Origin of the sequence: Xanthobacter sp. YC-JY1, assembly GCF_021730305.1 — a bacterium.
GTDB classification, from domain to species: domain Bacteria; phylum Pseudomonadota; class Alphaproteobacteria; order Rhizobiales; family Xanthobacteraceae; genus Xanthobacter; species Xanthobacter flavus.
In genome coordinates, this window is record NZ_CP032674.1 from 4,925,871 (window position 1) to 4,949,692 (window position 23,822).

General features: G+C 67.6%; 21 protein-coding genes. 8 read left to right on the plus strand and 13 right to left on the minus strand.

Going from position 1 to position 23,822, the window contains the following annotated elements; genetic code table 11:
* Positions 1-134 precede the first annotated feature (134 nt).
* The 3 genes from D7006_RS23100 to D7006_RS23110 all read right to left on the minus strand — a co-directional run bounded on the left by D7006_RS23100 (position 135) and on the right by D7006_RS23110 (position 2,554).
* Positions 135-1,058, minus strand: a complete 924-nt coding sequence (locus D7006_RS23100; protein WP_237354712.1) for a cation diffusion facilitator family transporter — start codon at positions 1,056-1,058, stop codon at positions 135-137.
* A gap of 103 nt (positions 1,059-1,161) precedes the next feature.
* A complete protein-coding gene (locus D7006_RS23105) occupies positions 1,162-1,638 on the minus strand; it encodes a zinc-binding dehydrogenase (protein WP_237354713.1) in 477 nt (158 codons plus the stop codon).
* Positions 1,639-1,678: 40 nt separating this feature from the next.
* On the minus strand, positions 1,679-2,554 hold the full coding sequence (locus D7006_RS23110; RefSeq protein WP_237354714.1) for a LysR family transcriptional regulator: 876 nt from the start codon (positions 2,552-2,554) through the stop codon (positions 1,679-1,681).
* Between the two features lie 245 nt (positions 2,555-2,799).
* On the opposite strand from D7006_RS23110, the gene D7006_RS23115 reads away from it, so the two are divergent.
* Positions 2,800-3,663, plus strand: coding sequence for an alpha/beta fold hydrolase (locus D7006_RS23115; protein ID WP_237354715.1), 864 nt, complete (start codon positions 2,800-2,802; stop codon positions 3,661-3,663).
* Between the two features lie 43 nt (positions 3,664-3,706).
* Complete coding sequence (locus D7006_RS23120) at positions 3,707-4,411, plus strand: alpha/beta fold hydrolase (RefSeq protein WP_237354716.1); 705 nt, start codon at positions 3,707-3,709, stop codon at positions 4,409-4,411.
* Between the two features lie 176 nt (positions 4,412-4,587).
* Here the strand turns inward: D7006_RS23120 and D7006_RS23125 are convergent, their stop codons facing one another.
* The 5 genes from D7006_RS23125 to D7006_RS23145 form a co-directional block, all read right to left on the minus strand.
* Positions 4,588-5,475, minus strand: a complete 888-nt coding sequence (locus tag D7006_RS23125) for a MurR/RpiR family transcriptional regulator (protein ID WP_169122054.1) — start codon at positions 5,473-5,475, stop codon at positions 4,588-4,590.
* A gap of 116 nt (positions 5,476-5,591) precedes the next feature.
* On the minus strand, positions 5,592-6,548 hold the full coding sequence (locus tag D7006_RS23130; RefSeq protein WP_237354717.1) for an ABC transporter substrate-binding protein: 957 nt from the start codon (positions 6,546-6,548) through the stop codon (positions 5,592-5,594).
* A 13-nt stretch (positions 6,549-6,561) separates the two neighbouring features.
* Positions 6,562-7,611 carry an iron ABC transporter permease gene (locus D7006_RS23135; protein ID WP_237354718.1) on the minus strand — a complete coding sequence of 350 codons (1,050 nt, stop codon included), beginning with the start codon at positions 7,609-7,611 and terminating at the stop codon, positions 6,562-6,564.
* Positions 7,608-8,666, minus strand: coding sequence for an iron ABC transporter permease (locus D7006_RS23140; protein WP_237354719.1), 1,059 nt, complete (start codon positions 8,664-8,666; stop codon positions 7,608-7,610). The genes D7006_RS23135 and D7006_RS23140 overlap by 4 nt, the downstream gene beginning before the upstream one ends.
* Positions 8,663-9,502 carry an ABC transporter ATP-binding protein gene (locus D7006_RS23145; protein ID WP_237354720.1) on the minus strand — a complete coding sequence of 280 codons (840 nt, stop codon included), beginning with the start codon at positions 9,500-9,502 and terminating at the stop codon, positions 8,663-8,665. The genes D7006_RS23140 and D7006_RS23145 overlap by 4 nt, the downstream gene beginning before the upstream one ends.
* 440 nt (positions 9,503-9,942) lie before the next feature.
* Here D7006_RS23145 and D7006_RS23150 point away from each other — a divergent pair, with 440 nt between their 5' ends.
* On the plus strand, positions 9,943-12,138 hold the full coding sequence (locus D7006_RS23150; RefSeq protein WP_237354721.1) for a TonB-dependent siderophore receptor: 2,196 nt from the start codon (positions 9,943-9,945) through the stop codon (positions 12,136-12,138).
* 412 nt (positions 12,139-12,550) lie between these two features.
* Here D7006_RS23150 and D7006_RS23155 read toward each other — a convergent pair whose 3' ends face one another.
* The 5 genes from D7006_RS23155 to D7006_RS23175 form a co-directional block, all read right to left on the minus strand.
* Entirely contained in the window at positions 12,551-13,705 is a 1,155-nt protein-coding gene (locus tag D7006_RS23155) for an acyl-CoA dehydrogenase family protein (RefSeq protein ID WP_237354722.1), read from the minus strand.
* 10 nt (positions 13,706-13,715) lie between these two features.
* Positions 13,716-15,824: an acetate--CoA ligase family protein gene (locus tag D7006_RS23160; RefSeq protein WP_237354723.1), complete on the minus strand. Its 2,109-nt coding sequence runs from the start codon at positions 15,822-15,824 to the stop codon at positions 13,716-13,718.
* 134 nt (positions 15,825-15,958) lie between these two features.
* Positions 15,959-16,813, minus strand: a complete 855-nt coding sequence (locus D7006_RS23165; protein WP_237354724.1) for a p-hydroxycinnamoyl CoA hydratase/lyase — start codon at positions 16,811-16,813, stop codon at positions 15,959-15,961.
* 187 nt (positions 16,814-17,000) lie between these two features.
* Positions 17,001-17,936, minus strand: coding sequence for a LysR family transcriptional regulator (locus D7006_RS23170; protein WP_237354725.1), 936 nt, complete (start codon positions 17,934-17,936; stop codon positions 17,001-17,003).
* 47 nt (positions 17,937-17,983) lie between these two features.
* Positions 17,984-18,502, minus strand: a complete 519-nt coding sequence (locus D7006_RS23175; RefSeq protein ID WP_237354726.1) for a MarR family winged helix-turn-helix transcriptional regulator — start codon at positions 18,500-18,502, stop codon at positions 17,984-17,986.
* A gap of 293 nt (positions 18,503-18,795) precedes the next feature.
* Here D7006_RS23175 and D7006_RS23180 point away from each other — a divergent pair, with 293 nt between their 5' ends.
* The 5 genes from D7006_RS23180 to D7006_RS23200 all read left to right on the plus strand — a co-directional run bounded on the left by D7006_RS23180 (position 18,796) and on the right by D7006_RS23200 (position 23,817).
* Positions 18,796-19,683 (plus strand): fumarylacetoacetate hydrolase family protein, encoded by an 888-nt coding sequence (locus tag D7006_RS23180; protein WP_237354727.1) that lies wholly within the window; start codon positions 18,796-18,798, stop codon positions 19,681-19,683.
* Positions 19,684-19,696: 13 nt separating this feature from the next.
* Positions 19,697-20,677 (plus strand): cupin domain-containing protein, encoded by a 981-nt coding sequence (locus D7006_RS23185; RefSeq protein ID WP_237354728.1) that lies wholly within the window; start codon positions 19,697-19,699, stop codon positions 20,675-20,677.
* 93 nt (positions 20,678-20,770) lie between these two features.
* Entirely contained in the window at positions 20,771-21,973 is a 1,203-nt protein-coding gene (locus D7006_RS23190) for an FAD-dependent monooxygenase (protein WP_237354729.1), read from the plus strand.
* A gap of 138 nt (positions 21,974-22,111) precedes the next feature.
* Complete coding sequence (locus D7006_RS23195) at positions 22,112-23,089, plus strand: tripartite tricarboxylate transporter substrate binding protein (RefSeq protein WP_237354730.1); 978 nt, start codon at positions 22,112-22,114, stop codon at positions 23,087-23,089.
* Positions 23,090-23,355: 266 nt separating this feature from the next.
* Positions 23,356-23,817 (plus strand): tripartite tricarboxylate transporter TctB family protein, encoded by a 462-nt coding sequence (locus tag D7006_RS23200; RefSeq protein ID WP_237354731.1) that lies wholly within the window; start codon positions 23,356-23,358, stop codon positions 23,815-23,817.
* Positions 23,818-23,822: the final 5 nt, after the last annotated feature.

The window sequence follows — 23,822 nt, forward strand, 5'->3', positions numbered from 1 at the left end:
GGGGCGGCTCCCGCGCGGCATCAGGATATTGGTCAGTCCAATATCGTCATATGGCACGTGAAAACTCTATGAACGGAGTGACGCCATGCCGCAAGTGGAAAATTGGCCTGACCAATTCACGCGACACCGAAGGCTCAGTCCGCCCATTCCGGATCCGTGGTGAAGGCGATGGTCAGCCAGCGGTCGGGCGTGTCGTTGCCGATGGCGGCGCCGATCTCGTCGCGGATCACGTCCCACTGCTCCAGCCGCATGGCCGGCCAGCCCTGGGGCACGATGAAGTAGAGCTCGATCTGCCGCCCCCGCCCCACCCGCGCGACATAGGAGCGGAAGGAGAGGAAGCCGTAGCGCGCGACGATGCCGGCGGCCACGGCATCCACGTGCTCCTTAAGCGCCGGCGGGGTGACGAGGAGGATGTCCGCCAGCGCCTGCTTCACCGTGGCGAACGGCAGGGGGATGATGACGAGGCAGACCACCGCCAGCGCCACCGGATCGATATAGGGCGAGATCCACGCGCGCGGCGTGCCCTGCACCGCGAGGCCGACGAGGAACGCCACCAGCAGCGCGAAGGTGAGCCCGGCCGACATCAGCCACGCCTTGGCGTCGAGCGCGAGGAAATCGGAGCGGATCGTCCGGTTCGCCCGCCGCACGAACAGCGCCATGAAGAGCGCCACCGCGACCGTGATGACCGCGTAGAGGATCGCCTGATCGAAATCGAGCGCCCGGCCACCCGACATGAGGCTGCCCACGGCATTGATGAGCGCATAGACTGACGCGCTCATGAGCAGGATGCCGTTGAGCCCCAGCACCATGGGCTCCAGATGCCAGAACCCCATGGTGAAATGCGCGACGAGCCCCTTGGCCGACGCCCCCGGCGCGGTGGAGGTCGCAATCAGCCGCGCCACCACGAGGGCGAGCACCGTCATGCTGGCGTCGGTGAGGGCGTAGACGCCATCGAACACGATGGCATAGGAGCCCGACAGCAGGCCGAACACGATGCCCAGCAGCGCCAGCAGCAGGGTGACGCCGATGGATATGCGCAGCACCCCCTGCTCGGTCATCCCCGCCCCTCCCCCACCCCGGTTCGGGCCCACACTAGCCCGGGCCGGCGCCGGCTTGAAATCGCCACGTTGAAGCTGGGCACGCGGAGGGTTCGCCGCGGCTCTACTCCGCGACCTTGAGAACGATCTTTCCGAACCCGCCGCCCTCTTCCATGGCGCGATGCGCCTCGGCGGCCTGTGCGAGGGGATAGACCCTGCCGACCAGAGGCGTCAGCCGGCCATCGGCGAACAAAGGCAGCGCGCCTTCCGCGAAGCGCCGCACCATGGCGCGTTTCTCGTCCGCCGTCCGCGATTTCATCACCGTCCCGATGAGGCGAAGATGATTGTGCAGCAGGAGGGCCAGCGGAATGGTCGTGCTGTCCTGCCCGCCCAGCAGACCGACCTGAACGAGACGACCGCCCGGCGCGAGGCTCCGCAGATTGCGCGGGAGATAGTCGCCGCCGACGAAGTCGACGACCACGTCGACCCCTATTCCCCCGGTGGCGTCGCGCACGCCCTTTTCAAAGTCCTCGGACCGATAGTCGAACACCGCCTCCGCGCCGAGGGCAAGAACGTCGTCGCGTCGCTCGGCATCGACCATCTGCCGTGTCCACACCAGGAAGCACACTAAACAATCGCGCTCACCTCTTGAGCCGAGCCGCCAGCGCGTCGATGAACAGGCGGACCTTCGACGGCACCATCCGGCTGGTGGGATAGACGGCCCAGACATCCAGCGGCTCGGGGTGTGCGTCCTGAAGTTCGATGACCTTCACCCGGCCGTCGGCGATCTCGTCCCGCACAAACCAAAAGGACAGGTTGGCGACACCCAGTCCGCCCATGCAGGCCTGTAACAGGCCTTCGATGGAATTGGCCGAGAACCGCCCCTCGATCCTTGCCGTGGTCAAGAGTTCAGCAGTCTTGAAAGACCAGTGCGTCGTCCCGCTGATGGCGAGGCATTCGTGCCGCGCGAGATCGCTCAGTCTCTCCGGCACGCCGTGCTGTTCCATATAGTCCGGTGAGGCAAGCAACACGCGCGGATTATCGGCGAGCCGCCGCGCGACCAGGCTGCTGTCGTTCAGCTTGGCGATGCGGATGGCGAGGTCCAGCCCCTCGGTGACGAGATCGACGAGGCTGTCGGTCATCATCAGATCCACCTTCAGCGCCGGATTGGCGCGCATGAAGTCGGGGATCATCGGCGCGATGACCTTGCGCCCGAAAGCGACCGAGCTGGTGAGCCGCAGCAGGCCGAAGCCGCCTTCAGTGACCGGGCGCACGCTCGCATAGGCGCTGGCGCGCTCCTCGAGCAGGGCCCGTGCATGCGGCAGGAAGGACTGGCCCTCGGGGGTGAGGGCAAGCGAGCGGGTGGTGCGGTGGACGAGCCGGGCGCCCACTTCGGTCTCCAGCGCGGAGAGCTGGCGCGTCGCCGCCATGGGGGTGATGCGCAAGGTCCGGGCCGCCTTGGACAGGCTGCTCCCCCCGGCCACCTCGGCAAGGATCGACAGGGCGAGGAAATCCATTCTAACGGCTCGCGATATAATCCTTATCCGGCGACCGTATCACACCCGCGCCCGCAAGCCGCTAAGTTCGCTCGCGACGAACAGCATTCCACGGCGTCCAGCAAGCAGATTGAGAATGGCCCATCGCGCCCGGTGTCTCACCGGCTGCATGGACTTTCCGTGCGGCGCGCGGCCGGCGGACCCGACCGCCGGGACGGCGTTTCAGAACCGCCCCGTCCCGCGCCGCCATCCCGAAAGCACATCCGATGACCGAGATCCGCCACCATACAGTTCGCGCCAACGGCATCCGCCAGCACTATCTGGAAGCGGGTGCGGGCGCCCCCGTCGTGCTGCTGCACGGCTTTCCCGAGACCAGCTTCGCGTGGCGCCACCAGATCCCGGCACTCGCCGCGCATTACCGCGTCATCGCTCCCGATTTGCGCGGCTACGGCGAGACCGACAAGCCCGCTGCCGGCTACGACAAGCGCACCATGGCGAACGACCTCGTCGCGCTCCTCGAGAGCCTCGATATCGAGAAGATCGCCTTGGTCGGTCATGATCGCGGCGCCCGTGTCGCCACCCGCTTCGCCAAAGACCATCCCGAACGGCTCGACCGCCTCGTGGTGATGGACAATGTGCCGACCCGCATCGTCGCGGGCTCCATGAATGCGCAGATCGCCAAGGCCTACTGGTTCTTCATGTTCCATCTGGTGCCCGACCTGCCCGAGGCGCTGATCGCCGGGCGCGAGGACCTCTGGCTGCGCCACTTCTTCTCCGACTGGTGCTTCAACCCGCACACGATCAGCGGCGCGGATTTCGACACCTATGTCGCCGCCTATCGCGCCCCCGGCGCCGTGCGGGGTGCAATGGCCGACTACCGCGCCAATGCCGAAGACAATGCGCAGGACCTCGTTGACGCTGAGGTGAAAATCGCCTGCCCCGTGCTTTCGCTCTGGGGCGCGGACTTCGGCGCGGTGGGCAAGAGCTTCGACATGGCGCAGGTGTGGGCCGAGATGGCCGAAAATCTTGTCGCCGTCCCCATCGAGCGCTGCGGCCATCTCCCCCACGAAGAACAGCCGGCGGTCGTCAACCGCCTCCTCCTCGACTTCCTCGACGGCTGGCGTGGCTGACGCCCGCTTCATCGAGCCCCCTCAATCCAAGAGGAACACGTCCATGACCACCCCCTCGAAAGACGTCGCCGTCGTCCTTGTCCACGGCGCCTGGGCCGATGCGTCCAGCTGGCGCCTCGTCATCCCCTATCTCCAGCGCGAGGGCATTGCCGTCGTTGCGGTGCAGAACCCCACCACGTCTCTCGCGGACGACGTGGCCGCCACCCGGCGCACGCTCGCCACCATCGACGGTCCGGTTGTTCTGGTCGGCCACAGCTGGGGTGGCACCGTGATCACCGAGGCCGGCAACGACCCGAAGGTGAAGGCTCTGGTCTATGTCGCGGCGTTCGCCCCCGATGCCGGCCAGTCGACCGGCGACCAGGTGAATGCGCATCCCACCCCGCCCGGCCTCGGCGGCGTCACCCCGTTCGGCGAGGGTTTCCTCAAGATGAGCGAGGCGAGCTGGATCGCCAATGTCGCGCAGGACCTTCCCGAACAGGACGCGCGCGTGCTCTCCGCCGTGCAGACCCCGCTCTCGCTGACCACGTTCGGCGACAAGATCAGCACGCCGGCCTGGGCCGACCGTCCCAGCTGGTACATCGTGTCGAGTCAGGACCGCGCGGTGAGCGTGGAGCTGCAGCGCGATCTCGGCCGCCGCATCAACGCCCAGACGGTGGAACTGGTGGCGAGCCACATGTCGCTATTGTCCCTGCCGCAGGCGGTCGCCAACATCATCCGCGACGCCGTGAACCACGTCTCGGAGGGTTGAGGGAAGGTGGGGTGCCACCACGCCATGATCGGGCGTGGGCGCTGCCGGAAATCGCTCCCTGGGGGGTCTCAGCTTCGCCGAGGTGAAAGCGGGCGCGGGGCAGCTCCACAGCCAAGCGCCGGATGCTTCCGGCTCATGCCGGGGAAGCAACCGATAGACAAGGCCTTCGCCGCCCTTCAATTCCCGCGCGGGGGGCGGCGGATGTCTTCATAAAGCACGTGCAGCCGCTCCAGCGACCGCAGCGAGCGTTCCGGCTCCGCCGCGGCGAGGCCGAACACGATCATCTCCAGGCAGGCGAGCACCACCCCGTGCAGCGGAACAGTCTCCGACTTGCCCCGCGGCACCTTCACCACCACCTGGGCCTGCTTGCCGAAGGCGGGCGAGGCGGCGCCGGTGAGCAGGATCATCGGCACGTCCAGCCGCCGCGCCTCCTCAAGCGCCGCCACGCCCTCGCGATGGGCGCTCGCCTGTCCCATCATGATGAGCACATCGCCGCGCCGCATGGCGAGCAACTGCTCTCCGAGCGCGATGCCGGTACGGTTCAGCGCGTAGGCGTGACGGCCGTTTCGGACCAGGAGACGGGCGACATAGTCGGCGAGAATGGCGGATGCGCCGATCCCGAAGATACCGATCCCCTCTCGCGCGCGCATCAGTTCGATGGCCGCGGCGATGGCCCGCCGATTCTCGGGGCGCGTGACCTCTTCGATGCCGGCCATGTGTCCGGCGCGGACGAAATCGATGGAGGCGTCCACGTCGCGGGCAAGCTGCTCGGTCGTGGAGGTCATCTTGTCGGCCGAGGAGACGATGCCGCCCAGGAAGCCGGCGAGCGTACCCTTGAGGTCCTTCAGTCCATCGAAACCGAGTGCCTGCACGGCGCGGATGACGGTGGCGTCCGAGGTGCCGGTCTCCGCCGCGATCTCCAGCGCCGACTGGCCGAGCACGGTGCGGCGGTTCTCATTGATGTAGTCGGCAACGACCTTGAGCTGCGGCGAGAGACTCGCGCCCCGGCTGCGCAGCCGCGCGCCGAACCTGTCCGTCCTGGCCTTGCGTCCCTGTGACGTCATCCCCCTGCCGGCCCTGCCCCGCCTGCCTTCCGAGGCCGGGATGCTGGCACAGGCGAACGCGGTTTTCCATGCGTGCGCAAATGTTTGGAACGAGTCCGAAGTGATGCGGGGCCGCGCTAGCGGCGCGCGAGCCGGAGCCGGATGACCTCGGCCTCCACCACGGCCGCCACCAGATTGAGCGCGGCAAAGGTATTGGAAATGGTTTCATCACGCGGCAGCAGCACGTAGCGGCCCTCCCGGCATGCCTTCATCAGGCGGCACCAGCCGGGCATCACCTTCTCCATGTCCGCCATTTCCGCCGCCGGTCCGTGGCCGAGGTCGGAACGGAAGGTGCCGAAGGCGAGATCAGCCTCAAGGTCGGGCAGGCGCTCGGCGCTCACGTCCATGCGCCCCCCCTCGGGGATGCCCTCCACGATCTTCGGAAAGCGGAAGCCGGCATCGCGCAGCACCCTGCCGAGGGCGCGGTCGGTATGGAAGACGGTGATCTTGCCCTGGTTCGCCTGGAAGCTCACCACGGTGATGCCTGCCGTGTCGACGAGCCCGCGCAGCTGCGCGATCTGCGCCGCATAGCGGGCCTTGAGGGTCGCCAGCCGGCCCTCGGTGCCGGTGAGCGCGGCGAGCTTCCCATAAATGGCGTCCGGCCCGCCCTTCAGGTGCTCGATACTGACGGTGGGGGCGATGCGCTCCAGCTGCGAGACGGGCGTGTCGCGGGTGGGCGACGTAATGATGAGGTCGGGCTTCGCCGCGGCCACCGCCTCGATGTCGATGGCGTTGGCGCCGATAAAGGCGATGGGCGCGGTGTCGAAATCGACGCCGGTCAGCAGCTTTCCCGCCCGCAGGAAGCGCGTGCCGTCCGAGCGCACCCGGCCATGGCTGGCCACCGGCAGGACGCCGAGCTCGATCAGCGGCAAGGTGATGTCGAGGTCGTGCAGGGAGACGATGCGCTGCGGGCGCGCCGGCACCTCCACCGTCCGGCCGAGATCGTCGGTGAACAAGCGGGTCTGCGCGTGGGCGGGGGCCAAGTGGACGGCGAAGGCGAGCGCGAGGGCCGCGAGGCGGAGCAGGGCGATCATGGGCTGGATCCGGTCATATCTGGTCGCGCCGCCGCCACAGCAGGAAGAGGAAGAGCGGCACGCCGGCCAGCGTCATCACGATGCCGGCGGGGATCTGCAGCGGGGCGAACAGGAGACGGCCGGCCGTGTCCGCCACCAGCACCAGCGCCGCGCCGAGGAGACCACTGGCGGCGAGCACCGCAGCCTGCCCGCCACCCACCACGAGCCGCGCCATGTGCGGGGCGATGAGGCCGACGAAGCCGAGGCTGCCCACGCAGGACACCGCAGCCGCAGTCATCAGCACCGGCGCCGCCAGCCCGAACAGGCCGGTGCGTTGGAGGCGCACGCCGAGCCCGGTGGCGGCGGCGTCGCCCAGCAGCGCCACGTCGGCGGCGCGGGCGGTGGCGAACAGCGCGCCCGCGCCCAGCGCGCCCCACACTGCGAGGGCGGGGATAAGCGTCCACTCGGCGGCATGAAGGCTGCCGGCGAGCCAGACGAGCGCCGTCTCCACATCGTTGATGTCGGCGGTGGTGATGAAGACGAGCAGCGCCGAGGCCAGCAGCCACGACACGCCGATGCCCACCAGCACGAAACGCACGCCCGACAGGTCGCGGGCGATCAGCACCACGGCGAGCGCCACCGCGAGCCCGCCCGCCATGCCCACCGGCAGCCGCCACGCCGCCCCGAGGGCCGGAAAGGCGAGGATGAGCACCAGCACGGCGAGGCTCGCTCCCTCCTTCACCCCCACAAGACCGGGATCGGCGAGCCCGTTGCGCGTGAGCGCCTGCAATGCGGCCCCGGAGAGGCCCAGCATGGCGCCCGCGATCAGGGCCAGCACCACCCGCGGCAGCCGCACGCCGGTGATCACGTGGGCCACCTCTGGCGGCACGTCGCCGCCGAGGAGCGCCGCCATCACGGCGCGCAGCGGAATAGGCAGGCTGCCCGAGGCGAGGGCGAAAGCGGCTCCGGCGCAGATCAGCGCCACGAGCGCTGCCGCCACCCCCGCCGCGCGGGGCCGCAGGCGCAGGCTCACGGGGCCGGCGCTGAACCGGCGGTAGCCCGCCGCGCGGGCGACGGTCCTCATGGTCGCCGCCGTGCGGCGAGGGCGATGAAGACGGGCACGCCGACAAGCGCCGTCACGATGCCGGTCGCCAGCTCCCGCGGCGCGAACAGGCTGCGCGCGGCGAGGTCCGCCGCCACCAGCAGCGCCGCGCCGGCCAGCGCGCTCAGGGGCAGCACGACCCTCATGTCGCGCACGCCCAGCGCCTTGACGACATGAGGCACCACCAGCCCGACGAACCCGATGGGCCCGGCCAGCGAGACGGCCGCGCCGCAGAGCAGACCGGCGGCGACAAGCGCCATCAGTCGGGTGCGTGCCACGTGGATTCCCAGCCCCGCCGCCATTTGATCGCCCATGGCCAAGGCATCGAGCCGGCCCGCGAGCACCAGCGCGAGCGCGAGGCCGGCCATGGCGGGCGGCAAGGCGGCCCACAGCGCGCCATAGCTGAGGCCGGAGAGGTCTCCGGCGAGCCACAGGCGCACGGTCGCGAGCGTCTGGTCGTCCAGAAGCAACTGCGCGGAGGTGAGGGCCGCGGCGAAGGCGGAGAAGGCGACCCCGCACAATGTCACCTTCAGGGGCGTCATGCCGGTGCGCCCCAGCGCGGCAACGCCGAGCACCGCCGCGCACAGAAGAATCGCCCCGAGGCCGGCCACCAGCGGCCGCCCGGCGGCGAGCGCCGGAGCCGGCAATACCGGCCCGAGGAACGAGGAGAGCGTGAGCGTCGTAACCACCGCCAGCGCCGCACCGGCGTTCAGCCCCAGCACATGGGGCTCTCCCAGCGGGTTGCGGGTGACGGACTGGATGAGTGCCCCGGTGAGGCCGAGCCCCGCGCCCACCACCAGCGCCGCGAGGAGCCGCAGCAGGCGCAGCTCGACAATCACGTTGTGGTCGAAGCTGTCGGCATCGAAGGCGATCAGCGCACGCACCACCACCTCCGGCGCGATGGCCCGCGCGCCGAAGCCGAGATGGGCGATGGCCAGCCCGACGAGCAGCAGCATGAGGCCAGATGCGATGAGGACGGGGCGCGCGAGACGCCTCCGGGGCCGGGTGGTGGCGAGGCCCGTCACCGCGAGGCTCACGTGCCCGCTCCGCGTGCAGCGCCGAGGGGCACGAACACCGGCTTGCCGGTGCGCGGATGGATGAGCGCCTCCACCTCCACGCCGAAGATGTCGGCCACGTCCGCCGCAGCAAGGCTTCGGCCCTCCCCGGCCACGGCGCGGATGCGCCCGTCCTTCAGGCAGAGCACGGTGTCGGCATAAGCGAGGGCCATGTTGAGGTCGTGCAGCACCACCACCACGGTGCGTCCGAGATCGCGCGCGAGGCGGGCGAGCAGATCCAGCACCTCCACCTGATAGCGCAGGTCGAGGAAGGTGGTGGGCTCGTCCAGCAGGATCACCGACGTTTGCTGCGCCATGGCCATGGCGATCCAGCAGCGCTGGCGCTGCCCGCCCGAGAGCGCCGCCACCGGCGTCGCGGCGAAGTCGCGCGTGCCGGTGAGGTGCATCGCCTTCTCCACGGCCGCATCGTCCGCGTCGCTCCATTGGCTGAGGAAGCCCTGATGGGGGTGGCGCCCGCGGGAAACCAGCTCGTAGGCGGTGAGCCCCTCCGGCACCAATGGGCTCTGGGGCAGGAGGCCCAGCTCCCGCGCCAGCGCCCGCGTCGGCTGCCCATGCACCGCGCGGCCATCGAGCAGGACTGTTCCGCCCATGGGCTGGAGCAGGCGCGCCATGGTTGCGAGCAGAGTGGATTTTCCGGAGCCGTTGGGACCGATGAGCGCCGTCATGCGGCCGGCCACGACGGTGAAGCTCACCCCGTCCACCACCAGTCGCTGGCCATATCCGGCCTTGAGCGTGTCGATGCGCAGGCGGACGGCCTCCGCTCCCGTGACATCTTCCGCCCGCGCCGTGTTCAGCACAGCTTCCTCGCAATACCTGATCGCCGCAGTGCCCGCGGCTAAAAAAATCGGCGCCCGACCGTTGGCCTCGCCCCCTCTCCTGTGTCGCGTGCCCATGTAGTAGTCAAAGCGCGTGACGGCGGACATGTTTGAGGAAATCCAAGCTCATCCACAATAGGCGGCCATGCGGGGCTCGGCATATTTATATTGGAATAATTTAAATGTGAGATGTCCGCTTCATGACAACACTGGACCGGGGGACATTCGCGGGATTTTCTGTCGCGAAGCTGACCTCATTTGCATTGGAGTGCATCTTCGGCTTGGATGCGCGCAAGCTTTCATTCCGGCGCCTTTGATGGGTTCCAGAATTTACTACTACATCTGGGTTTGAAGAACTCGGCCTGACACGAACGCGGATCGGCTCTCGCCGCCGCGCGGCTCGGACCGGGATTTTGGGACTGATGACTTCTCCTTTGCCATTGGGCGCGCGCCTATCCCTTTCGGCCTCACTGCTTGTGCTGGCTCAGCTCGGCGCCGGCACGGCTGAGGCCCAGACGCCACCCGCGCAACCCACCGCCCCGCCCGCCTGGGATGTCCCCGGTTCCGACACCGACCTTCCGACCATCGTGGTGAATGCCGAACGCGGCGACGGCGTCGTGGTGGGCTACCAGGCCATCACCACCTCCACAGCCACCCTCACCCAGATGCCCGTGCTGGACATTCCAGCGGCCATCAACACGGTGACGCAGGAGGTCATCCAGGACCAGAACGCCACCACGCTCGAACAGGTGTTGCAGAACATCTCGAACGTGACGGTGGCCAACACGCTCGGCGGCACGCAGGATGCCTTCATCCGCCGCGGCTTCGGCGACAATCGCGACGGCGGCGTGCTCACCAACGGCCTGCGCACCGTGCTGCCGCGCAGCTTCAACGCCACCACCGACCGGGTGGAAGTGCTCAAGGGGCCGGCCTCCACCCTCTATGGCATCCAGGAGCCGGGCGGCATCATCAACGTCATCACCAAGAAGCCGCAGGAAACCTTCAACGCCTATCTCAACGGCTCGCTGTCGAGCTTCGGCGGGGGATACGGCGATTTCGACGTCACCGGCCCCATCAACGGCACGGGGCTCGCCTTCCGCTTCATCGGCGAGTGGCAGGACCAGAACTACTGGCGCAATTTCGGCGACATCGAGCAGGGCATCCTGGCGCCCTCGCTGGCCTGGTACGGCGAGAACACCACGGCCACCCTCGCTTATACCCACCGCGAATATTCCGTGCCGTTCGACCGCGGGACCATCTTCGATCTGACCACCGGCAAGGCCGTGCCGGTAGACCGGCGCATCCGCTTCGACGAGCCCTACAACGTCACCAACGGCACGTCCGACCTTGTGCTCGCCGGTGTCGAGCATGCCTTCAACGATGCCTGGAAGCTGAAGGTGAATTACGCCTGGAGCCAGGACGTCTACGCGGACAACCAGGCCCGCGTGATCGCCTACGATTCCGCCACCGGCATCCTCACGCGGCGGGCGGACGCGACCCAGGATTCCACCCAGCACGACCAGAACCTGCGCGCCGACCTCACCGGCACCGTGACGATCGCCGGCATGAAGAACGAGCTGCTGTTCGGCGCCAACGTCAACGACTACGACGTGCTGCGCACGGACATGATCCGCTGCAAGAACAAGAAGGGCTTCAACATCTACCACCCGGTGTACGGCACCCTGCCCGCCTGCACCACCGTCTCCGCCGCCGACAGCGACCAGCAGGCCAACCAGACCCTCTACAGCGGCTATGCGCAGGACGCGATCTACCTGACCGACCAATGGATCGTCGTCGCCGGCGGCAGCTATGCCTGGTACACGCAGACCGCCGGCAAGGGCCGCCCGTTCAACCTCAATACGGATGGCGAAGGCGGCGAGTTCATGCCGCGGGCGGGCCTCGTCTACAAGGCCACCGACAAGCTCTCCTTCTATGCCAACTACGCCACCTCCTTCGTGCCGCAGATCTCCATCGCCAGCGAGATCGGTTCGCTGCCGCCGGAGACCGGCGTCTCCTACGAGGCCGGCATGAAGTTCGAGGTGCTGAAGGGCCTCACGGGCACCGTCGCCATCTTCAACATCGAGAAGGAGAACGTGCTCTACAACGAGGTCATCAACGGCGAGACCTTCGCCCGCACCGCCGGCAAGGTGCGCTCGCGGGGCTTCGAGTTCGACATTTCCGGCGCCGTCACGGACCAGATCAATCTCATCGCGAGCTACGGCTACACCGACGCGAAGATCGTCGAGGATCCCCAATATGCCGGCAACGTGCCAGCCAACGTCGCCGCGCACACCTTCTCGCTGTTCGCGACTTACGATTTCGGCAAGGTGTGGGGCGAGAATTCCCTGAAGGTGGGTGGCGGCTTCCACGGCCAGAGCGAGGCGCCGGGTTCGGCGGCCAACAACTTCTGGCTGCCGGGCTACGTGGTGTTCGACGCCATGGTCGCCTACACCATCGAAAAACCGACCCCCTGGGCGGTGACCCCGCTCACGATCCAACTCAACGTGAAGAACCTGTTCGACACAACCTACTACGTGTCGTCCATCGGGACCAACAACCTCGGCGTCGCCGTGGGCGCTCCGTTCGAGGCCGTTCTCTCCGCCCGGATGAAGTTCTGACGGATGTGTTCTGAGTCACCTCAACCGATGATGGGCCGGCGTCCATCCACCTCGGGCCGCAGCTGGCCGACGTGCTGAAGTTTTAAGGATATCTGGCGGCGGCCGCAGTCGGCTGCGAACTCGTCTCCGCTGAATTTCCCTGTTTCCCGGTAATTTGCAGGAAATTTTCCGATTCCGGATCTCATTCAGGACTTTTGGCTCGTATATGATATTGATATCATGATTTTCTATCGAAAATTCCAATAAATTGGAACAGCGAATATTTTTCAGAAAACAGGGAACGTGCAAGCACCTGCAGGGAAAGGTCCGCCGAGATCGATTCTATCGCTCAATGCGTCTTGTCCAGCGCTATCGTGCCGCTAATCTGACACGCCGGAACACACCGCTGGGTGCCCTGTGTCCGTGAGCAGCCTCACCTTCGGGCCTTCAGTCCCATGAGCCCGGCCACCAGGGTCCGCAGTGTCTCCGATGTCCCGGCCGCGATGGTCGCCGAGCGGGCATCCCGATAGTGCCTCTCCATGGCATATTCGGTGCTCAGCCCGTAGGCCCCCATGATCTGCACGCCCTGGCCGGCCACCTTCACGAAGGTTTCGGAGGCGAACAGCTTGGCCTCGGTGATCTCGCGCAAGGCGTCGCGCCCACGGGTCACGAGGAAGACGGCGCGCAGCATCAGCATCCGTGCCGCGTCTACCGCCGTCTGCATGTCTGCGACGGCGTGGCCGATGGCCTGGAAGCTGCCGATCGGCGCGCCGAACTGATGGCGCTGGCGCGCATAGGCCACGGCGAGGTCCACCACCGCCTGCGCGCCGCCGCAGCTGCTCGCGGCCGAGACCGCCCGTTCCAGCTGAAGTCCGGACATGAGGCAGCCCCATCCACCGCCCTCTCCGCCGACGAGGCGGGTGGCGGGCACGCGGACATCGTTGAAAAAGACCTCATAGGTGCCCGTGCAGCGCCGTCCCAGCATCTCCAGCTTGCGCAGTTCCACCCCGCTCGTGTCATTGTCCACCAGCAGCAGCGACATGCCGTCCCGGAACGGCGCGTTGCGATCCGTCTTCAGATAGACGTTGAGCACCGCATCCTGGAGACCGGCGCCGGTGTTCCAGAGCTTCTGGCCGTTGACGACATAGTCCTCACCGTCCTGCCGGGCGTGGGTGGTCATGGCGCCCACGTCGGTTCCGGCGCCGGGCTCGGAGATGGAGATCACGTGTTTGACGGCACCCGACATGATGCGCGGCAGCCAATACTGCTTCTGGTCTTCGCTTCCCTTGCGCAAGACGTTGAGGCCGCAGAACACCGTGCTGGAATAGTTCATCGACAGGTCTGTACTGAAGCGCGAGATGGCCTCCACCGCCAGCGCCACGTCCATGGCATCGCCGCCGAGGCCGCCATATTCGACCGGGAAGGGCAGCTGAAGCAGGCCCGCCGTCACCCATTCGCGATATAGCGCCTCGGGAAAGCTACGCGCCGCATCCCAGGACCGCAGCCGTTCCTCGGGTGCATGCCGCCGCATGAGGGTGTCGATGCTGGCAACCAGCAGTTCCTGTTCCTCGGTCAGGTCGAGATCCATGGCGCCCCCCTCAGCGCACGACGATCAGCGCGTCGAGGGGGAGCGCGCCCTCCCCCTCGGCGAATACCATCAGCGGATTGATATCCACCTCCGCCACCTCCGGATGGGCGCGCATGAACGCGCCGAGCGCGGCGGCGATCCGCCCCACCGCCGTCACGTCGCGGGCCGCGGCGCCGCGGAAAGGGCCAAGCACCTTCGCACTCTTTAGCTGCCGGAGGGCGAGGACGATATCGGCCGGCTCGGCGTCTGCGGGAACAAGGCGGACATCGCCCAGCGCCTCCGCGAACACGCCACCGAGCCCCACCGCCAGCACCGGTCCCCAATCGGGATCATTGCGGGCGCCGAGGATCAGCTCCGTGCCGGCCGACGCCATGCGCTCCACCAGCACGCCATCGAGCGCGATGCCCGGCGCCGCCGCGGCAATGTTGGCGTTGAGCTTCTCCCAGCCCTCGGCCAAGGCGGCGGGATCGCGCAGGTTCAGCACCACCCCGCCCACGTCGCTCTTGTGCGGCAGGCCGGGAGCCTGCGCCTTCAAGGCCACCGGATAGCCGAGCGACTCGGCCGCGGCACCCGCCGCCTCGACGGTAGGGGCGAGGATACGCGGCGGCATGGGCACACCGGCGGCCTCCAGCACGGATTTCGACGCATATTCCGGCATCACCCCCAGCGGCAGGGGCTCGCCGGCCGGCACGGGCGCACTTTCGCGCACCGGCCGAGCGGCCCAGGCCGAGAGGCGCGCGAGGGCGCGCAGGGCGCGCTCGGGCGAGCGGAAAAAGGGCACGCCCAGAGCGCGCACGGCATCAATGTATGCGTCGCCGATGCCTGCATCGTCGCCGAGCATGGCGAAGATCAGCGCCCGACGGTCGGCAAACGTGCGAATGAGGTCGAGCAGCGGCGGCATCTTCCGCTTCGCCATGCCCGGACTGGTGAGGCTGATCGCAAGCAGCACGGCGCCGCTGCGCGGGTCTTCAAGCAACGGCGCGAGAGCACGCGCGTAGAGGCTCGGATCCACCAGAGCCTGGGCGGTGAGGTCGAGCGGGTTCACTGGCAGGATGAGGCCTGGCGCGAGGCTTGCCAGGGCCTGCGCGACCTGCCCCTCGGGCTGGGGCAGGACGAGGCTGATCTCCTCGCAATAGTCCAGGATGAGGGCCCTGAGCGCCCCGGACTCGCCTAGGACCGAGACGCCGCCGAACGGCCGCTGCCGACATCGCTGCAGACATTCGCTGAGGTCGATGAGTTCCTCGAGCGTGTCGGCCACGAGCACTCCGGCGGCCTCCGCCAACGTGCGCATGACGGCATGATCGCCCGCCATCGCGCCGGTGTGGGTGCGCGCCGCCTCCCGCGCCGGGCCCGACTTTCCCGGATGCAGCAGCACAATGGGCTTGCCCGCCGCATGCGCGCGCCGGGCGAGGTCCAGAAATCTACGCCCTTGACGGAAATGCTCCACGACAAGGACGATCACCCGTGTCTCGTCGTGGTCCACAAGGTATTCGACATAGTCCTCCACTCCGCTCGCCGCCTCGTTGCCGGTGGAAACGGAGAGCGACACGTCGAGACCGCGCCCGTGGAGTGCTGCGCGCACGCCCGCCGCCATGATGCCGCTCTGGGAAACGACGGCGATTCCGGGTCCCGCCAGCGGATGCGGCTCGGTGGCGCTGAAGCTGAGGGGAATGCCGTCCGCATAGTTCAACGTGCCGAGACAGTTCGGTCCCTCGATGACCATGCCCGTGGCGCGGCTGATGGCGGCGAGCTCTGCCTGCGCCGCCCGGCCATCCGCGTCCTGCTCGGCAAAGCCGGCGGCGAAGATGATGACGCCGCCCACCTTGCGCGACGCGCAGCCTCTGACCGCCTCCAGGACCCCCGCGGCCGGAATGGCGAGCACCACGCAGTCGACGCCCTCGGGCAGATCCGCCGTGGATCGCACGCAGCGCCGGCCGCGGACCTCGGCCTCGCGGGCGTGGACCAGATGGATGTCGCCGGCAAAGCCGAAGCGTTCGAGATTGTCGAGCACATCGCCGCCGAGCGATCCGGGCTTCGATGAGACCCCGACGATGGCCACCGAGCGGGGCCGCAGCAGCCGGTCGAGGAGCCGGCGCGCGGGGCGCACTTGCTGTTCCAAGGTTTCCTCCCTGCTGGCGCGGGCCGATGCCCGGCGCCGGTCCTGTTTCCCCTGCCCCGCGCGCCCTGTGGCCGGGCGCTGCATTCTCTTCGCGAGGCTGCCGCAGGAGTAGCCCGCACGGCAGCGCCCGAACGTCAGCGCTGATAGGCGCCGAGGCCGGGCTTGTAGGTCTTGTCGTCGAGGAACTGTTTCAGGCCCTGCTCACGCCCGCGCTCCGGGTCGAGCGCCGTGGTCTGGTCGCCCTTGGCGTGCAGATATTCGGCCGCCTGCTCCCAGCTCATGTCCTGGGCGAAACGGTAGGAAATCTTGGTCGCGCGCAGCACCGCGGGATTCTTGCCGAGCAGCACCCGCGCCAGCGCCCGGGTGCGCTCCACCAGCTGCGCCGCCGGAACGGATTCGTTGACGAGGCCGAGTTCGGCCGCCTTGCGTCCGTCGAACTGCTCCCCGGTCATGGAGTAATAGAGCGCCTGCCGATGGTTCATCAAAGTCGAAATGGCCTTCGGCACCACGCCGCCCGGGATGATTCCCCAGTTGATCTCGGAGAGACCGAAGACCGCCTCGTCCGCGGCGATGGCCAGATCGCAGCACACGAGCGGCGTGAAGGCGCCGCCGAAGCACCAGCCGTTGACCATGGCGATGGTGGGCTTGCCGTAGACCATCAGCTTTCGGAACTGCCAGTCTCGGTTCTTGCGGTAGGCCTGGATGCGCTCCACGTCCGACATGGCATCGACCGTCCGGAAGAAGCCCTTGAGATCCATGCCGGCGGACCAAGCCTCGCCCTCTCCGGTGAGCACCACCACCCCGGCGCGGTCATCGACCTCAAGCGCGTCCATGACCTCGTTCATCTCATAGGCGAGTTCGAGGCTCATGGCGTTGCGCTTCTCGGGGCGGTTGATTTTCAACCAGGCGATGCCGTCCTCGAACTCCACCTTCACCGTCTTGCCGCCCGGAACCGGCCGCTCAGCTGCCTGCGCGTCGTTGCTGCCCATGGTCGTGTCCTTTCCCTGCGGTGATCATCCCCCGCCCCGGGGACCGGCGCGAAGGTGCACTATAATCAGGATTCCTGATATAAGGATTCCTTATATATTCCGCGCGATTGGCGTCAACGCAAAAAATCTCGTCGCCGAGATCCCGTCCCGCAGGCGGAAGCAAAGCAGGTGGGCGCGGCGCGCCGACTCAGGCGGGATTGCCGCGCCAGAAGCCGCGGGCGCGGAGCACGTCTACCTGCTCGGTGATGGCCTTACGCACCTCCACGAGCGCCCGGGAGATCTGGGTGGATCGCCGCTCGGCCATGGCTAGCGTCCAGTAGAGTGGGGGCGTGAAGGGAATGGTCTTCAGTGTCCCGGCGTTCACTTCCTCATAAACGCCCGCATAGCTGAAGGCTGTGAATCCGAGCCCTGCCTCCACCACCGCCTTGGTGGCGCGCATGCCGTCAATCTCGGTCACGATGTCGAGCGCGACCCGGTGCTCGGCCGCGGAGCGTTCCATGAGCGCACGCAGGCTGTGCGTCGGTCCAGGCAGGACCAGCGGCAGAGCGCCGATCTTCTTCAGTCGGAAACGCCCGCGACCCATGGTGCCCTCCGGAAAGGGCGGATGGTCCGCGGGGGCAATCAGGTAGACCGGCTCCCGCAGGAAGGGCGTGATCACCAGTTCCGCGCTATCCTCCGGATTGTAGAGAAGAGCGATCTCCACGCGTCCTTCGAGTAACCAGTCGTGGATCGCCCCGCTGAACCCCTCGCGGATGTGCAGCCTCACCCGCGGGAATTTGCGCCGGATCTGGGCGAGGACCAGCGGCGCCAGCACGGTGGCAGTGGTGGGTGGAAGAGCGATGCGGATCTCCCCGCTCGCCTCCTCCGCGCGAGAGAGCATGTCGCGCTCGATCTCCTTCAGTTCAGCGACGAGGCCGCTGGCCCGGTCGAGCAGCGCGATGCCGTGCTCGGTCAGCCGCACGCCGCGGCCGTGCCGCTCCAGGAGGCGCACGTTGAGGTGATGCTCCAGCCGCATGACGCGCTTGCTCAGGGCGGACTGGGCGACCCGGCGCTGGGTGGCCGCGCGGGAAAAACCGCCGTGCCGCGCCACCAAGATGAAGGCTTCCAGATCCTCGAAGTTCATGGCCGGATGTCCGAAGGGGCCGGCAGCTGCGCCGGGCGCTTCACGGGTCAGCCCGCCTCGTCCGTATCCGGCGAAAGGGCATTCAGCATGCGCTTCAGGGTCACGCGGAAACGCTCCAGCTCGTCGGCCTCGATGTCGGCGAAGAGGTCCGCCTCCAGCGCCTGCACCATGGCGTCGCAAGCCTGCAGCGTGGCATCGCCGGAATCGGTCAGCGTGATGCGCAGCGTGCGGCGGTTGCGGGGATCGGGCGTGCGGCAGATCAGGTCGCGCCGCTCAAGGGCGAAGATCACCTCGTTCATGGACTGAGGCTTCACATGATAGTGCCGTGCAATGTCGGCCGACGAGAGCTGCGCGCGGCCCTTCAGCAGGCTGAGGATGGTGTATTGCACCCCGGTCAGCCCCGCCGACGACAGCACATGATCGATGCGCCCGCGCACCGCATAGTGCGCGCGCGACAGGAGGTAGAGCGTCCGCGTGGACGCAGGCGCGCCTCCCGGGCGGGGCGCGGCCTTCGCGGGCTTCGCCGATCTGCGCGGCACCACGGCCTTCGATTTCGCTGTCGCCATGGCCGGGTTGGCCCTTCTGAATAAGGAAGCCTGATACCGGATGCTAGCCGATGCCGAGCGTCGCGACAATGCGGAAGCCGGAGCCTCGACCATTCTCGATCCGAGATCGGTTCCATCCCTTTATGCGTCTTGTTCGACGGCATCGCGCCGCTAACGTGACCCGTGACGAACGCAGCTGCAGACAGGTCGTTTCCAGTTGTCTGCGGTCCTTGCGCAAATATCCGAGGAAAAGAAATCCGCGATCTACTGCTGCACCGCAGCATGGACAACAGCGGCGCGGAAGGAGACCCTAGATGAAGCTGGTGCGGTTCGACGGTTGGCGTGTGGGCGTGACCGACGGGGTGAAGATCGTCGATCTCAGTGCCCTATGTGGCGCCTCCGAGGCGGATTGGCCGCCTGTCGCGATGAACCGGCTGATCCGCGACTTCGATACGCTGCGACCGCGCATCGCCGCCCTGCTTGCGGGGGAGGTGGGCGTCCCCCTCGCCGGCGCGCGGCTCGAAACGCCGGTGCCGTGGCCGAACAAGCTCGTCGCGTTCCCGGTCAACTATCACGACCATGCACGAGAGATGGCATCGACCGGCCTTGCCAACATCCAGGGCTTCTTCCTGAAGGCCAATTCCTCGCTCTGCGGCCCGCACGACGCCATTGAGTTACCGGACCTGCCCGGCCGCCAGATCCACCACGAATGCGAGATCGGGCTTATCATAGGCAAGACCGGACGCGAGATTCCGCCCGAGAAGGCGCTCGACCACGTGTTCGGCTATTGCTGCCTGCTCGACATCACCGTGCGCGGCAAGGAAGAGCGGGTGATGCGCAAGTCCTACGAGACCTTCACGCCGGTCGGCCCTTGGATCGTGACGGCAGACGAGATCGCCGACCCCGGCAATCTCGACATGCGGCTTTGGGTGAACGACGAGTTGCGGCAGTCGGCCAACACGCGGGATCTCATCGTCGACATCCCGAACATGATCGCCATCACCTCCTCCGCCACCACGCTCCATCCCGGCGACATCTTCGCCACCGGCACGCCTGCGGGGGTCGGACCCATCGTCGATGGCGACGTGGTGACGATTGAGGTCGGCGGCGTCGGGCGCATGAGCGTGCCGGTGGTTCAAGGCCGGCGCGGCCACAACGTCGTCTTCGCCAAACCTTACGATTTCCAGAAGATGCCTGTCTGAGGCGGGGCAGAAGATGAAAAGCACGACAATCTCAGAGATCCGCGCCGCCGACAGCCTTGACGATCTCTACAGGATCTTCAGCGAGAACTGTCTGACGGCGGGCTGGCACAAAAAGCGTTCCTCCCTGTGGTCCGAGCCGCGTACTGCGTTCCGCCCGCGCAACTGGCGCTACGCCGAGGCCGCCGAGGCCATGGACCGCGCCGGCGAATGGATGAGCACCGAGGATGCCGAGCGCCGCAACCTGCTCATGTTCAACCCGGTCGACGACAACGACTACGACACGGTGCGAACCATCGTTTGCGCCTACCAGATGATCAAGCCGGGCGAGCATGCCCGCGCCCATCGCCACACCGCCAACGCCATGCGGCTCATCCTCGATGCGCAGGAGGGCGTCCATACGGTGGTGAACGGCCTCAAGCTGCCCATGCGCGCTGGCGACTTCCTCCTCACCCCCAACTGGCATTGGCACAGCCATTTCAACACGGGCGGCGCCAACGCCTACTGGATCGATTTCCTCGATGTGCCGCTGGTGCATCGGCTGGAGCCGATGTTCTGCGAGAACCTGCCCGGCGGGCACCAGACGGTGGTCGAGGAGCCCGATCCGGAGGCATCGCCGTTCGTGTTCCCGCTGGCGGCGATGCGCGCGCGTCTCGCCTCTACGCCGCGGAGTCCGGACGGCAGCCGGCGCCACCGCATCGAGATCGATCGGCATATCCCCACGCTCGCCGTGACCTATATCGAGATCCCCGCCGGGTCCGAGGTCGCCACACCCCGCACCACGGCGAGCCGCATCTTCGCAGTGATCGAAGGCGAGGGCTCAGCACAGGTGGGCGGGCACGCCTTCGAATTTGGCCGGGGCGACGTCTTCTGCGCCCCCTCCTGGCACGCCTCCACGGTGAAGGCGGCCACGGACATCCTCGTCCTGGAAGTCAATGACGAGCCGACGCTGAGCAAGCTCGGCTTCCTCATCTCCGACGCGGCACGGCCCGCCTGAGGGCCCCCCTTCGCATCAACTGCCGGAACCGCCGGCCCCGCGCATCGCAGCACGGTGAGCGGGTGGTGGCGTCCGCAACCAAACGAGAGTGTCATGGGATCGCAATCGGGTCGTATCTTGATCGCCGGCGGCGGCATCGGAGGCATGGCCGCGGCGCTGTCGCTGCTCCGGCGCGGCTTCGACGTGGACGTGTACGAGCAGGCCGGAGCCCTGCGCGAGGTGGGGGCCGGAGTGCAGATCAGCCCCAACGGCAACCGCGCGCTCCAGGCGCTCGGCGCCTTCGAGCCGCTCCGGGCCCTGTCCTGCGATGCAGACGGCAAGGAAATCCGGCTCTGGAACAGCGGCCAGACCTGGAAGCTGTTCGATCTCGGCGAAGAGGCGGAAGCCCGTTACGGCTTCCCCTATCTCACAGTGTTCCGGCCAGACCTCTTGCAGGTGCTGGTGGACGAGGTGCAGAAGCTGAAGCCGGACGCCCTGCACCTCGGCAGCCGGGTCGCCGGCCATGTCGAGACAGGGGAGAAGGTGGCACTCCTGCTGGAAGACGGCACGCGCATCGAGGGCGATGCGCTGATCGGAGCCGATGGCGTGCATTCGTGCATCCGCCGAAGCCTGTGGGGCGACAGCGCGGCACAATTCTCCGGCATGATGGCGTGGCGTGGCGTCATTTCCATGGAGCGCCTGCCCGACCACATGAAGCGCCCGGTCGCGACCAACTGGGTAGGACCTGGCGCGCACGTCGTCTGCTATCCCCTGCGCGGCGGCGCGCTGATGAACTTCGTCGCCACGGTGGGCCGCGACGACTGGCAGGTGGAATCCTGGAGCACGCAGGGCACACGGGAGGAATGCGCGGCGGACTTCGTCGGCTGGCATCCGGACATCCAGACCATGATCGCCACCGCGCCCTCCCTGTTCAAATGGGCGCTCATGGGACGCCCGCCGATGGCGGCGTGGACGCGCGGGCGAGTGACGCTGCTCGGCGACGCCTGCCATCCCACCCTGCCCTTCCTCGCACAGGGCGCAGTCATGGCCATCGAGGATGCGGTGGTGCTTGGGCGGAGCTTCGAGAGGCACACAGGCGACATTCCAGCGGCACTGGCGGGCTACGAGGCGGCACGCATCGAGATCACCGCCCGCAAGGTGCGTGGCGCCTCGGCGAATACGGAACGCTTCCATAACGCCGCCCTCGCCACGCAGGACGGCGCCGAGGCCTACGTGGACAAGGAGTGGAGCCGCGAGGCGATCCTCAACCGCTATGAATGGATCTTCACCTACGACGTCGACACTGTGGCGGTGTAGCGACCGGACGAGGGGAGGAACGCGGGCCGCGCAGCCCGGACGAAGACGGAGAGCGCGACGATCCGCCGGCAAGCGGGCCGGACGACGCGCGCTCCCAAAGATCAAGGCCGGCTCGATCCGGCTCCAGGGAGGACCAGGATGTTCCGCTTCATTGCCTCTGCGGCTTGCGCCTTATCGCTGCTCGCCGCGCTCCCGCATCCGCTCGCGGCGGCGCAGAATTATCCGTCCCGCGCGGTGACGGTCATCGTCCCGTTCGCTGCGGGCGGCCCGACCGACGCGGCAGGCCGCATCATCGCGCGCGCCATGCAAGGCCTTTCGGGCGAGCCGTTCGTGGTGGAGAACGTGGCCGGCGCGGGCTCCACAATCGGCGCCGCTAAGGTCGCCCACACCCAGCCGGACGGCTACACGCTGCTGCTCGCAACATCGAGCGCCATGGTGGTGGCGCCGCATCTCTATGCGAAGATCGCCTACGACGGATTCAGGTCCTTCGCGCCCATCGGGCTCATCACCGAAGCCCCCTTCATCCTGCTGGTGCCGGCGAATTCCCGGTTCGACAGCTATGACGCGCTCGTCGCATACGCACGGGCTCATCCCGGGCAGCTGAACTACGGGACCCCCGGCCTCGGCACCGTCCAGCATCTTGGCCTCGAGCGCCTGCTGGAAGCCAGCGGCGTGAAGGCGACCCATGTACCCTACAAGGGCACCGCCCCCTCGCTCATTGGCTTCCTGGGCGGCGAGGTGGACTTCATCGTCGAAACGCCGAACGCGGCCATGCCCATGATCAAGGGGGATCGCGCGCGGCCACTGGCAGTGACCGGCCCGGCCCGCCTGCCCGCCCTGCCCGACGTTCCAACCGTCGCGGATCTCGGGGTCAAGGGGGCAGACATGCGCTCCTGGTTCGCCCTGATGGCGCCGCGGGACACCCCGGCTCCCGTGCTTGCCACCCTGCGGTCGATGCTTGAAAGGTCCCTCGCCGACCCGGCGAACGTGAAGGCGCTCCGCGAAGCGGGCTTCGAGGTGGCGACAATGGACCTGCCGTCCCTCCAGAAGATGATGGAGCAGGAATACGGCCAGTTCGGCCAGATCATCAAGGCTCAAAACCTGGTCATCCGCTAGACGACCAGCCTGTTGTGAGGGCGCGGCAACCCGCCGGGGGAGCGCGTCCTCTCTTGCCGAAAAGCCCTCCAGAGCTTTCTCCGCCGGAAACGATTGATAAACGCTCCGGATACTCGTCCTCGCGAAGGCATTTCGCGCGAACGCTGGCCCGCCTCGCCCGAAGAACCTCTCAGACAGCGCGGGATGGTGCCGATCGCACGGGGCTGGCTTCCGGCAAACGCAGGCGCGTGATCGCGCCGGCTCCCCCCTCTCGGCGATCCGGACACATGAAAACGATCATCAACTCAAGAGACGTCCTCTCGGGGCTCCTTTTCATCGCCCTCGGGCTGCTGTTCGGCTGGCAGACGCAGGAACTGCCGATGGGCACGGCGGTGCGCATGGGGCCGGGCTATTTCCCGCTCCTGCTCTCGGCCCTCCTCGGCCTGCTCGGGCTCATCATCCTCATCAACGGACTGCGCTTTCCCGGCGAGATGCCGAGCGGCATCGCCTGGCGGGCCCTGCTCATCATCACCGGTGCGTTGGTGTTCTTCGGCTTCGGTGTACGGCCCCTCGGCTTCCTCCCCGCCCTCGGCGTCTCCGTGTTCGTCTCGGCGCTGGCCTCGCGCCTGTTCACCTTCAGGACGGCGCTGCTGAACACCGCCGTGATGGTGGTGTTCGCCTGGGCCGTCTTCATCAAGGGCCTCGGCCTGCCGCTGCCGCTGCTCGGCCCGTGGCTCGGCGGATACTGAGGAGG